General features: G+C 39.1%; 9 protein-coding genes. 8 read left to right on the top strand and 1 reads right to left on the bottom strand.

Going from position 1 to position 13,435, the window contains the following annotated elements; translation table 11 throughout:
* The first annotated feature begins 14 nt into the window (after positions 1 to 14).
* The 8 genes from H6G75_RS10015 (at position 15) to H6G75_RS09980 (ending at position 12,851) form a co-directional block, all read left to right on the top strand.
* On the top strand, positions 15 to 1,181 hold the full coding sequence (locus H6G75_RS10015) for a glycosyltransferase family 4 protein (protein WP_190979786.1): 1,167 nt from the start codon (positions 15 to 17) through the stop codon (positions 1,179 to 1,181).
* 292 nt (positions 1,182 to 1,473) lie between these two features.
* Positions 1,474 to 3,714 (top strand): ATP-binding cassette domain-containing protein, encoded by a 2,241-nt coding sequence (locus tag H6G75_RS10010; protein WP_190979785.1) that lies wholly within the window; start codon positions 1,474 to 1,476, stop codon positions 3,712 to 3,714.
* A 5-nt stretch (positions 3,715 to 3,719) separates the two neighbouring features.
* Positions 3,720 to 4,931, top strand: coding sequence for a glycosyltransferase family 4 protein (locus H6G75_RS10005; RefSeq protein ID WP_190979784.1), 1,212 nt, complete (start codon positions 3,720 to 3,722; stop codon positions 4,929 to 4,931).
* Between the two features lie 20 nt (positions 4,932 to 4,951).
* Positions 4,952 to 5,917, top strand: coding sequence for a glycosyltransferase family 10 domain-containing protein (locus tag H6G75_RS10000; RefSeq protein WP_190979783.1), 966 nt, complete (start codon positions 4,952 to 4,954; stop codon positions 5,915 to 5,917).
* Positions 5,918 to 5,922: 5 nt separating this feature from the next.
* The gene (locus H6G75_RS09995) at positions 5,923 to 6,933 is read left to right on the top strand and encodes an Npun_R2821/Npun_R2822 family protein (protein ID WP_190979782.1); all 1,011 of its coding nucleotides are present in this window, start codon (positions 5,923 to 5,925) and stop codon (positions 6,931 to 6,933) included.
* A gap of 1 nt (position 6,934) precedes the next feature.
* Positions 6,935 to 7,861, top strand: a complete 927-nt coding sequence (locus H6G75_RS09990) for an Npun_R2821/Npun_R2822 family protein (protein WP_190979781.1) — start codon at positions 6,935 to 6,937, stop codon at positions 7,859 to 7,861.
* Positions 7,862 to 8,081: 220 nt separating this feature from the next.
* On the top strand, positions 8,082 to 8,540 hold the full coding sequence (rplI, locus tag H6G75_RS09985; RefSeq protein WP_190979780.1) for a 50S ribosomal protein L9: 459 nt from the start codon (positions 8,082 to 8,084) through the stop codon (positions 8,538 to 8,540).
* 183 nt (positions 8,541 to 8,723) lie between these two features.
* Positions 8,724 to 12,851 (top strand): replicative DNA helicase, encoded by a 4,128-nt coding sequence (locus H6G75_RS09980; RefSeq protein ID WP_190979779.1) that lies wholly within the window; start codon positions 8,724 to 8,726, stop codon positions 12,849 to 12,851.
* Positions 12,852 to 12,904: 53 nt separating this feature from the next.
* Here H6G75_RS09980 and H6G75_RS09975 read toward each other — a convergent pair whose 3' ends face one another.
* Complete coding sequence (locus tag H6G75_RS09975) at positions 12,905 to 13,426, bottom strand: FKBP-type peptidyl-prolyl cis-trans isomerase (RefSeq protein ID WP_190979778.1); 522 nt, start codon at positions 13,424 to 13,426, stop codon at positions 12,905 to 12,907.
* Positions 13,427 to 13,435 lie beyond the last annotated feature (9 nt).

Genomic DNA, 13,435 nt, shown 5'->3' with positions numbered 1-13,435 from the left:
GAATATTATTAAGGATGCAAAATAAACCTAAAATTTCCATACTCGTTTGGAACTTATCAACTAATGATGGTTTCATTCGAGCTTCGCTGTTAGAAAAAGCCTTAAATCAATTAGGTTGTGAAGTAGAAATTATCGGCTTCTTATTTGAAAAAGAATTATATCGTGCTATTCCCCCAGAAGCTAAATTAAAAACTGTAGTAGGTGGCAATTATCCAGGTTTCTTCAAATCTATCGGCAAGATTTTAAAATTAATTGATGGCGATATTATCTACGCAATTAAACCACAGCCAGCCAGCTTTGGGGTAGCACTTATTAAAAAATTATCCAGTAAAAAGCCAGTCATTGTAGACATAGATGATTGGGAACTTAGCTGGTTTGGTGGTGATAATTGGCATTATAAACCCAGCATTAAACAGTTAGCTAAAGACATCTTAAAAAAAGATGGAGTTTTAAGAATTCCTCATCATCCTTTATATGTGAAATGGATGGAAAGTTTAGTCAAGCGTGCCGATGCCATCACCACACATACTAGCTTTTTACAAAAACGTTTTGGGGGTATTTCTGTCCCTAATGGCAAAGATACAGTTTTATTTGACCCGGCTAAATATCAGCCGGAAGCTAGTAGGCATCGCTATGGTTTATCTGATTATCGTCTCTTAATGTTTCCTGGCGCACCCAGACCATATAAAGGTTTAGAAGATGTGTTAATGGCTTTGGATAAACTCAATCAACCAGACTTGAGATTAGTAATTGTTGGTGGTAGTCCCTATGACAATTATGATGAAGAACTCCGCCAAAAATGGGGACATTGGATCATCAAATTACCCAATTATCCCGCAGATGTGATGCCTGATGTGGTGGCGGCGGCTCATGTTGTGGTTGTTCCCCAAAGAGACACCCCCGAAACACGAGCGCAATTCCCACTCAAACTCACAGATGGAATGTCAATGGCTAAACCTGTATTATCCACAAGGGTAGGTGATATTCCCGAAATTTTAGGCGACACAGGTTATTTAGCGGAACCTGCTTGTCCTGAACAACTGGCAGAGCAAATTCAAATCATTTTTCAAGATTTAGATGCAGCCAATGAACGTGGTAAAAAAGCCAGACAAAGATGTGTAGAAAAATATAGCATTGAAGCGATGGCAGCCACCCTTGAGTCAGTAATTGCGCGGTTGTAAGTAGAAGTTTTAAATGATAGGCTAATGCCCGTCTTAACATAATTTTTCATAGCAAAAGCCAAGTGCAGAATAATTATTTCAAGATTAGCTGGTTTGGTAATTACTTGAGGAATAATATTGTATTGAGGTCAGAATTGAGGAGCCAGAATTCAGAAGTTAGATGTTGAAAATTTAGTAAAATGCTTTTCAGTCTTTGGCTTAGTTAAGCTGACATAGTTTTTAAGTCTGACTTTTGATTTCTGAGTTCTGAATTGTTACCTATCGAGAAGATATAAAATTTGATAAATCTACAATGTCCACCAAGCAGTTACTATTAAGATTTGCCAAGCCATATCCAGGTTTAATTCTGCTGACTATATTTTTGGGATTTTCTGGAGCTTTATTTAATGGTGTCAGCACAGCTTTAATTGTGCCGGTGATTTTAAAAATTGTCGGGCAGGATGTTGATTTAACGAAAGCCCCAGCAGTTTTAAGAAAAATCATGACTCCCTTTGATGGAGTGCCAGAGAATTACCGCATAGTTGTCATGGCTGGGGCAATTATTGTAGTAATTATTTGCAAGAATTTAGCAACCTATACCAGTTCATTAGTTTCTAACTCTTTGACGCGGATGTTGATGTCAGACATGCGCGAAGCCGGATTAAAATTATTACTAGAAATTGATATTGATTATTATGCCAAGATGAAAGTGGGTGATTTAATCAACCGTCTTGGCGGAGAAATTGGCCGCTCGGCAACGGCGATTGGTAATACATTTAAATTAGCTACTTTAGCAATTACAATTTTAGTATTTATTGGCTTATTACTATCAATTTCTTGGCAGTTAACCTTAGCTTCTACAGTTTTACTATCTTTAGTAACTTTAGTAAATCAGTATGCCATTAGCCGCGCCAAAAAATTTGGTAAGCAACTAGCTGAAATGTCGAAGGCTTATTCTATAGCAATGCTGGAGACTTTGAACGGTATTCGGTTAGTGAAATCAACAGGTAATGAAAATACAGAATATCGCAAAATCCAAAAATTAATTCGAGAACGAGAAAAAGCCGATTTTCAATCTCAAGCTAATTCTGAAATCATCGCACCGTTGAGTGAGGTGATGGGAATTACTGCCTTAATTTTGATTGTATTTTTGAGTAAAACTTTTTTCGCTAACCAAATTGCTTCACTTTCGGCAGTATTACTCACATATTTATTAATACTGTTGCGATTGTTGCCCTTAATTTCACAGTTAAACGGACTGCGGAGTAGTTTTGCTAACACTAGTGCTAGTGTTGAAGCTGTTACAGACTTTTTGCGGTTAGATAATAAACCTTTTATGCCTCAAGGTGAACTTATCTATACACAGTTAAAAGAAGGGATTCATTTTAATTGCATTTCCTTTGCCTATCCTGGCCATGAGAAGTTAGTTCTCAGAGATGTGGATTTGTTTTTACCCCGTGGTACGACTTTGGCGTTAGTGGGTGGTTCTGGAGCTGGGAAATCAACCGTAGCCGACCTGTTACCGCGATTTTATGACCCGATCGCCGGCTCTATTACCCTTGATGGCGTAGATTTACGAAAATTTGATATTGCATCTGTACGCCAGAAGATGGGAATTGTTAGTCAAGACACCTTTCTGTTTAATAATTCCATCAAAAATAACATTGCCTACGGACGCACAGAAGCCACGGAAGATGAAATTATCAGTGCCGCCAAGCGAGCGAATGCCTATGAGTTTATCAGCAAATTACCCCAAGGATTTGAAACCTTAATTGGCGATCGCGGCGTAATGTTATCTGGGGGACAAAGACAAAGATTAGCCATCGCCCGCGCCTTACTGCAAAATCCCGAAATTCTAATTTTAGATGAAGCCACCAGCGCCTTAGATACCGTCTCCGAACGCTTAGTCCAAGAAGCATTGGATGATTTAAGCCGCGATCGCACCACCTTAGTCATCGCCCACCGCCTTTCCACAGTCCAAAAAGCCAACCAAATCGCCGTCCTCGACCAAGGACGAGTTATGGAGGTAGGAACCCACGAAGAACTTTTACAAAAAGGTGGTTACTATTCTCGCCTGTATGCGATGCAATTTGGCGATCGCCCAGATGATAAGACAAAACAACATCAAAGTTTAACCCGTATTTCTCACGAAATTCGTACCCGTCTCAACTCGATGATTGGGGTGTTGGGTTTACTCATAGATGATTTGATTGATAATGTCCAAGAACAGCAAGAATTAATCGAAGAATCTTATAAATCTGCTCTCAGAATTATCACCACCATTGATATTTTTCAAGATGTCTTGAAAACGCAAATTCAAGGGCGATTTCTACCGTCCACAGAAGCCAATCAAAACCTCAATGATCAATATCAACACTTTATTTTAATGTTCTCTGAGTTTCATGACTGCTTAAATATTATTTTGAATAGTTTGCAATCTCTGTCTGACAATACAATTTACAGCCCGGAAGAACAAAATCAATTTATTACCAGTGCTTATAGTTCTGCCATTGACCTGCTTGATAAACTCCAAAAATTTGAAGACAAAATTTAAATTTTATGCCAAACCAGAGTTTACAAAAAAACTATAACTTCTTTCTCACAGAAGAACTGCCTAAACCAGATGCTTATTATGTGCAGGCGGCTAATGCTGCCAATGGAGCTGCAAACTTAGGTTGTCCTACAGTTTTAATTTATCCCCAAAGAGGCTTGTCAGCAATGAATCCTGTTCATTTATTGCAGCCTTTTCAACCAGAACAACCGCCAGAAAGCGTTGTTAAATATTACAATTTGCAAGATAAACTCAAAGTAGCTAGGCTACCAATGCCTTGGCCTGTTGACTATTTTAAAAATAAATTTACTAATTCTAAAACCATCGCCACCAAGTATTATTTTCCCTTTCATATCCGAGCAACGACGAAAATTGTTCATGCTTGGAATTGGAATTTTATCAAAGCGGCAATTAAAAATGGTGTGCCAGCAATTTATGAGCATCACCACCATGAAGATAAGCAATTTGAACCAGAAATCGTTAATCATCCCTTATTTCAAGTGGCTGTCACAGTGGCAGATACAGTCCGAGACAGCATGATTAAACATGGAATGCCGCCGGAAAAACTCATTAAAATCCATAATGGATTCAACCGCTTATTTATGGAGAGACAGCCCGAAAAAGCCACCGCGTGGCGAGATAAGCTACTAAGAAATCAGCGATCGCATTTAGTAGTTTATGCCGGGGCGCTCCAACAATTTAAAGGCATTGATATTTTAATTGATGTTGCCAAACAAATGCCAAATGTGCAGTTTGCCTGTGCTGGTGGTAAACCAAGCGAAGTTGCACATTATCAACAATTAGCCCAAACCAAACAAACAGATAATATTTGTTTTTTGGGTCATGTTTTGCATGATGAATTAGCACCTTTATTACAAGCTGCTGATATTTTGGCTCATCCCCATTGTTCAGGACAAGCAGCTACCTTTACTTCACCCTTAAAATTATTTGATTATTTAGCATCGGGAAATCCGATTGTGTCTACAGAAATTCCCTCATTAATGGAATTTAAAAATACTGTGGCGATCGCAGCTTGGTGTGAACCAGATAACCCTGTAAAATTTGCCGCTGCCCTACAACAAGTTTTAGCAACTCATCCCAAAAAAATTGATGGTTATCCCGAAACAATTGAATTTGTTAAACAATTTTCTTGGGAAAATCGCGCTGCCAAAATTCTCAGTTATGTTGATGAATCTTATCGTCCGCAACTTGTAGCTTAATTGCAATCCAAATAAACCAAATGCAAATTACAACCGTTGGTATGATTAGCAGCTATAAAGCCTTAAAAACCCAAGGCGATTGGCTGTGGCAACAAACACCCCATCCTTTTGGAGTTTGGCAAAATATTCAAATTCAGGCATTAGCAAACAAGCCTGAATTTTTATTGATGTATCAGTTTGATTTTCCCCATATCCTCAAAAAGCCCAAGGAAACTTGGTTAAGTCGTTGGCAGAAAAAACAGCCAGCACCAGAATCAAATTTTGCCTCTTCTCTCCGGGGAGTTAGCAAAGAAAAAATTATTTACCTGATGCGCGAACCACCCTTAGAAGAGGTAGTAGAAAAACATAAAAAAGTTTACCAAGTCGCCCAAGAATATTGTGGTTATGTATCTGGCCCCGATGACTTTGCCCCAGTTCCCGAATATATGCCAGCGATTTGGTATCACAGCAACTCATTTAAAGATTTAAATGAAATGCCGCCGCCAGAAAAAGTCTCTTCCTGTAGTTGGATTACTTCTGGAATTAACCGCACAGCTAACCATCGTCAGCGTTTAAGTTTTTTACAATCCATGCAATCAAGCAACATTAAATTTGATTTGTACGGGCGTGATTTACCGACATCAGCAAAATCTCAGGGTGAGCTAGGTAATAAATGGTATGGCATGGCTCCGTATTATTACAATCTGGCGATTGAAAACTATGCAGATAATAATTGGTATGTAAGTGAAAAACTTTGGGATGCTCTACTAGCATGGTGTTTGCCAATATACTATGGCGGCCCGGCTGCGGATAAATTATTACCACCTGGGAGTTTTTTAAGATTACCCAGCTTAGATGAAAAAGGCATTGCTTACATTCAAGAAGTCACTGCTACACCTGATGCTTGGTATGCAGCTAAAGATGCGATCGCAGAAGCTCGTCAAATTATTCTGCATAAATTAAATCTGCTGAATTGGCTGGCAAATTTTGTGAAAAATAATGGATAAAACTTATGACAAATGGCATTTATACTTTGGCTAATGATTATGTCTACAACCAACTTGTAGCCTTACTCAATAGCATCGAAGTTAATGCTGGCGATGTGCCGGTATGCGTGATTGCTTATAACGATCAAATAGATTTAGTACGTGCCGAAGTTGCATCCCGAAAAAATGTCACGCTTTTAGAAGATCCAGAAATTTTTGCTCGTTGGGAAGAATTTTCTCATCGCGTTTGGCAATCTCACCCAACAGCTATTGAAACTTGGCAAGCGAAAGGCATTAAGAAATTTTATCGCGTTGGTGAAAATCGCCGTTATTGTGCTTTTGACCCAGGTAGTTATTTTGAAAAGTTTATCTATTTGGATGCTGACACATTAGTAATGCAGCCATTAGATTTTGTGTTTGCCAAGTTAGATGAGTATGATTTTGTCGCCTACGACTTTCAATATAAAGACCCTGCTCATATATTTAAAGTTTCATCGCCAAAATTGTACGAAGTATTTAGCAAAGAGCGCATAGAATCGGAAATTTTCTGCTCTGGATTTTATGCTTCTAAGCGCGGTGTATTTCCCCCAGAACAAAGAGAATGGTTACTTACACAATTAAATAATGGTGACTCAGAAATTTTGTATATGGGCGCTCCTAACCAGTCAGTTTTGAATTATATGCGAATGAAGAGTAATGTATCTTATTATAACTTTGCTCTGAATCTGCCCGAAAATCAATTAACTGGTTGTTGTGCTAATTCGCCACATTTTATCAATCAAGATGAGGTTCTCTACGACAAAGGGAATAAATTAACTTTTCTGCATTATATTGGCTTGTCTTCTAAACTTTTTAATCGCTTGTGTGCTGGAGAAAATATTGATTTTCCCTATAGAGATATTTTCTTGCACTATCGTTATTTAAAAGCACCAGAACAGCGACCAAAATTTACCACTAAACCCAAAGCTTATAATGCACCGCCGAGTTTAGGTAAACGTATTCTCAAAAAATTAGGCTTGGCAGTAGGAGGTAAGTAAGATGAGTCAGGGAATTTATATTTTTGCCAATGATAAGGTCACAGATCATGCGATCGCTCTGTTAAATAGCATCCGGTTAACAGACCCGGATATCCCGATTGTCATGATTCCCTATGATGAAAACTACCACAATATAGCTGCACTGCTGAACCAAAATTATGGAGTGCAGTTATATGAAGATTTAGATTTTATCAGTCACCTCTCCCAAAAACTATTTGATATTTTTGGCGGTAAGTTTTTTGCCAGTCCGAATAAACTCCGCAAACCAGCTTGTTGGTTTGGCCCCTTTGATGAATTTTTGTACATCGATACCGATGTTGTTGTTTTTGAGAAACTCAGTAATAACTTTCAATATTTAGCAGAATCCGACTTTATTTGTTGCGATTATCAACATTTGGGTGGGATAAAAAATGTCTTCAGTCCCTATGTTGTAGAAGCAAAGGTATTTACTCAAGCTGAAACCAAAGATATTTTTAACAGTGGTTTTTGGGGTTCAAAGAAAAACATTTTTTCGGAACAAGATTTATACGACACCTTTGCTGAGTGTGCTGCCCATCCAGAATATTTTGACTTTAGCGAAAAAGTTTCTGATCAACCTATTCTCAACTACCTTCTGCTGCGGCGCATTCCCCGTCGCTTTAACATTGTGCGTCGCCCAGAGAAAGCCCCAGGCAATTGGGCAGGTAGTCCCCAGTTCCAACAACAAGGTCAGATTCTCATTGACCCAACAGTTAATCAACCTTTACAATTCCTCCATTGGGCAGGGATTCATATTCAACCAGGCTGTCCTTACTGGGAAATTTGGGAGTACTACCGTAATCTAAATCCTGCCATACCACCTGCGGCAATTCCCGCCCCAGCCAAACCAAGTCAATTGGAGACAACCCTACGGACAGTCAAAAAACAAGTTCGCAAAATCTTTAATTAAACCCCCGAAGTCGGAAACCCTTGCTAATCCAAATTTTTATTCTTTTGCCTTTTGATTTTTAACTTTTAACTTACTAAACAGTTGCGATCGCCCCCCGCCTTTCGCTAGGATCTGTAAGCTTTAGGGTATAGACAAAGCCCCTTGGGATACAGCTACACTCATGTAGGTTATCCGGCTGCAACCCAAGTTATTGAGATTTTACAGGAAAAACAACAAAACAATGGCGAAACGCGTTCAGTTAGTATTAACTCAAGATGTCAGCAAGTTAGGCAAATTAGGTGACTTAGTAGAAGTTGCTCCTGGCTATGCTAGAAATTACCTTATTCCCCAGAGTTTGGCAACCCGCGCCACTCCTGGTATTCTCAAACAAGTAGAACGCCGTCGTGAACAAGAACGTCAACGGCAATTGGAACTCAAGCAACAAGCCTTAGAACAAAAAGCAGCTTTAGAAAAAGTTGGCAGTCTAAAAATTGCTAAACAAGTTGGTGAAAACGAAGCCATCTTCGGTACTGTCACCACTCAAGATGTTGCCGATGCAATTCAAGCAGCTACCAGTCAAGAAGTTGATCGTCGTGGGATTACAATTCCCGACATTGGTAAGCTGGGTACTTACAAAGCTGAAATCAAGTTGCACTCAGACGTTACAGCGCAAATCGACTTTGAAGTCGTTGCCAGCTAACGATTTTTTTGAGGTTCTGCCACAGATGTACACAGATATTTTGTCAGTGTTAAATCTGTGGTTAAAGACAAAAAGCTTACAGTACAAGTTTTCTAGTCTTCAGCCTTCTGCCGCCTCCGTAATTACCTAGATTTTGGACTATAAGGGTAATAGAGAATCCTCATTACTCATCCAAAATCGTATATGGCGGAAGAATTAAATTTTCAAGGCGATGGTAGCGATCGCCTACCACCCCAAAATATTGAAGCAGAAGAAGCGATTTTGGGGGGAATTTTACTAGATCCAGAAGCGATTGGGCGAGTTAGCGATCGCTTAGTTCCTGAAGCATTTTACATTAGCGCCCATAAAGATATTTATCAAGCCGCCCTGCGCCTCCATGCCCAAGGTAAACCCACAGATTTACTCTCCATTACCAGTTGGTTAGCAGATAATGATTTACTAGCGCGGATTGGCGGGAGAAATAAACTAGCGACCCTCGTAGACAGAACAGTTTCTGCTGTTAACATCGACGCTTTAGCAGGGTTAGTCATGGAAAAATACCTGCGGCGACAGTTAATTAAAGCTGGTAACGAAATTGTCCATCTTGGTTACGAGACAGAAACCGAGTTACCCATAGTTTTAGACAAAGCAGAACAAAAAGTTTTTGGTGTCACCCAAGAACGACCCCAATCAGGTTTAGTCCATATTTCTGATACTTTAGTCAATACTTTTCAAGATATTGAAACACGCCATCAAGGTGTCGCTTTACCAGGAATTCCTTGTGGCTTTTATGATTTAGATGCCATGACTAGCGGTTTTCAGCGTTCTGATTTGATTATCGTCGCTGGCAGGCCGTCAATGGGCAAATGCCTCAGTTTTGATGCGGAAATTGTCTTGGCAGATGGACAAATTACGACAATTGAACAATTGTATAAACAACGTCAAGGCTCCTTATTGACGTTAAATGATAACTGGAAATTTAGCTTTACTCAACCATCAGCATTTGTAGATGATGGTATAAAACCTGTTTTTCGGGTGACAACTCGCCTAGGAAGAACCATTGAAACCACAATTACCCATCCATTTCTAACCATTCAAGGTTGGCAAAAATTAGCAAATATCCAAGTTGGAGAGCGAATTGCTGTACCGCGCAAAGTAGATGTATTTGGGACAAAAACTTTGCGTGAATGTGAGGTGAAATTACTAGCCTATTTAATTGGTGATGGTGGTTTAACTAATAGCAATCCCAGATTTACAAATAGTAATCCGTTACTACAAGCAGAATTTTCTCAAGCTGTGGCTGATTTTGGTGGTTTAGCTGTGCGCTGGGAGACTTCCCAAGGACAACGCACACCATCACTTTGTGTTCGAGGTGATTTAGAATTTATTGCTAGTCAAAGACATCTGTTTGCTCAACGCTTAAAAACTTTAGTTCAGTCTCAAAGTTTAACTGCTAGACAATTGAGTTATGAGTTAAATGTTAGTCCAGCTTTGTTTAGTATTTGGCAGCAAGGGCAATGTGTACCAAATTTTGATACCTTTAAACAACTGTGTACACTTCTCGAAACTGAACCAGAGGAATTTGCACCTCATGGATTTACTAGCATCAGCAAAGCCAGCCGAAACTCTTTAGCAAATTGGTTAGAAGAACTAGGGTTATGGGGCAAAGATGCTCATGCTAAAACAGTACCAGCCATTGTATTTCAGTTAGAGCGATCGCAAATAGCTATGTTTCTCAATCGTCTATTTGCTACAGATGGATGGGCAACTTTACTGTCAAGCGGTCAATCCCAATTAGGTTACTGTTCTGTCAGCGAAAAACTAGCAAGACAAATACAACATTTATTATTGCGATTTGGCATTATTGCCAGACTGAAAAAACGTTCGGTAAAATATCAAGACACTCGCAGACAAGCTTGGCAATTAGATATTACTGATGCCCAAAGTATCAAAACATTTATTTCTGAAATTGGGATTTTTGGTAAAGAAGCAGCCTTAAAAAAAGTTGCAGACGCAATCTCACAAAAAAGATATCAAACTAACTGTGACTTTATTCCAGTTGAAATTTGGGAACAGATAACAGTAGCTAAAGGCAACGAATCTTGGGCAAGTTTAGCCAAACGTGCTGGTATTCAAAACTCTACAAATATACACGTCGGTAAACGTGCTTTAAAAAGAGAACGGCTGTGGAATTTAGCAACTGCTTTAGAAAACTTACAACTACAACAGTTAGCTACTAGTGATATCTATTGGGATGAAATTGTAGCGATTGAGTTAATAGGTTACAAACAAGTCTATGACTTAACAATTCCTGAAACACACAATTTTGTCGCTAACGATATCTGTGTTCACAATACAGCCTTTTGTTTGAACCTAGGTCATAATATCGCTGCTTTATATAAATTACCAGTGGCTGTGTTTAGCTTAGAAATGTCAAAAGAACAGCTAGTACAACGACTATTAGCTAGTGAAGCGGGAATTGAATCTGGTTATTTGCGGAGTGGACGTATCAGCCAAACCCAGTGGGAACCGTTAAGTCGGGCAATTGGTATGCTTTCCGAGATTCCACTTTATATCGATGATACGCCGAATATAACAGTCAACGAGATGCGATCGCAAGCCAGAAGATTGCAAGCTGAACAAGGTGCAGACTTAGGCTTGATTATCATAGATTACCTGCAATTAATGGAAGGCGCAGGCGATAACCGCGTACAAGAATTATCTCGCATCACACGCAGTCTCAAAGGTTTAGCCCGTGAATTATCTGTACCTATAATTGCTTTATCACAGTTAAGTCGCGGTGTAGAAGCACGTACCAACAAGCGCCCAATGTTATCTGATTTGAGAGAATCAGGTTGTTTAACTGGTGATAGTTTAATCACATTGGCAGATAGTGGATTACAAGTACCAATTAAAGAATTAGTTGGTCAATCAGGTTTTGCTGTTTGGGCATTGAATGAATTTACAATGCAATTAGAAAGGGCAATTGTTAGCCATGCTTTTTCTACAGGAATCAAGCCTGTATTTACCATCAAAACTCGATTAGGACGAAAAATTCGTGCCACAGGTAATCATAAATTTTTAACTATTAATGGCTGGAGAAGGCTTGATGAATTAAATCTTAACCAACATCTATGTTTACCAAGACATATTCCTAGTTCTGGTAAACAAACAATGACCTATGCCGAAGTTGCATTATTAGGACATTTAATTGGTGACGGCTGTACACTTCCACGTCATGTGATACAGTACACAACCAAAGAGATAGATTTAGCAGAGAATGTTGCTTTCTTAGCCAGAGAATTTTTTGGAGATTCAATTGTTCCTAAAATCTCGCCTGAACGAGGCTGGTATCAAGTTTATTTATCCGCAGCACAACGTCTTACTCATAATGTGAGAAATCCCATTGCTAAATGGTTAGATTCCCTCGGAATTTTTGGTTTAAGGTCTTACAAAAAATTTGTACCTCAAGAATTATTCTCACAACCACAAGAGTTAATCGCCTGCTTTTTACGACACCTTTGGAGTACAGATGGTTGTATTAAATTAGTTGCTGGTAAAAGACCAAGACCTATTGCGTATTATGCCAGCAGTAGTGAGAGATTAGCGTTTGATGTACAAACACTTTTGTTAAGGCTTGGTATTAATGCCAAGCTCAAGATAATTCCTCAAATAGGCAAAGGTAGAAACCAATATCATGTAACAATTACTGGTAAGCCTGACCTTGAGTTATTTATCCAAAAAGTTAGAGCAGTAGGAGAATATAAGCTAAGTTCATTACAACAAATTGCTCAACACTTGCAAAAATCAATTCATAACCCAAACAGAGACATAATTCCCAAAGATGTTTGGAAAACACTAGTTGTACCTGCAATGCCAAGTGTTGGTTTAACTACAAGGCTATTACATTCCTCCCTAGGAACATCTTATTGTGGCTCTACACTTTACAAAGCAAATTTAAGTAGAGAAAGAGCATTAAAAGTAGCCAAGCTTGTTAAATCAAATCAACTACTTACACTTGCCAACAGCGATGTTTATTGGGATGAAATAGTTTCAATTGAATTAAGTGGAGAGGAAGAAGTGTTTGACCTAACTGTTCCTGGCTTGCACAACTTTGTAGCCAATAATATTATTGTTCACAACTCGATTGAACAAGATGCAGATTTAGTTATTATGTTATACCGCGATGAATATTATTCACCAGATACCCCCGATCGCGGCATTGCTGAAGTCATAGTAGCAAAACACCGCAATGGCCCAACAGGTACAGTGAAATTATTATTCGACCCGCAATATACCAAGTTTAAAAACTTAGCCAGACCAAATTATTAACTATGAAGTATGAAGTCTGAAATTTTCAGACTTCATACTTCACACTTCAGACTTTATTTAACACCAAGCAATTCCACATCAAAAATTAGGGTAGCGTTAGGTGGAATTACGCCACCTGCACCACGGGAACCATAACCCAACGCTGAAGGGATAATCAACTCACGCTGACCGCCAACTTTCATGGTGCTGAGTCCTTCATCCCAACCTTTAATTACCTGTCCAATGCCGATTTTAAACTGGAAAGGTTGACCGCGATCGCGAGAACTATCAAACTGAGTCCCATCTTCTAAAGTACCAGTGTAGTGAACTACAACTGTTTGGCCAGGCTGAGGAGTTGCCCCAGTTCCCTCTTTGATTTCAACGTATTTTAGTCCAGAAGGAGTTGTGACAACGTTTTTATCAGACATAGTGTTATTTGCTATCAGAGTATCGTTTTTTGTAATGATAGTGGGTGATGATTGCGCTTGGGTTAAATTAGCAGCAACGGCAGTATCCGGTTTACCGCCTAATTGCGCTAATACTAAAACCACCACACAAACTAGCATGACACCCACGCTGAGTAAAATTGCTTTCAAAATTAGTCC

It is taken from the genome of Nostoc sp. FACHB-280, assembly GCF_014697615.1.
GTDB lineage: Bacteria > Cyanobacteriota > Cyanobacteriia > Cyanobacteriales > Nostocaceae > Nostoc_B.
Note: the sequence above shows the minus strand (reverse complement) of the source record. Positions and strands in the feature narration are given on the sequence as shown.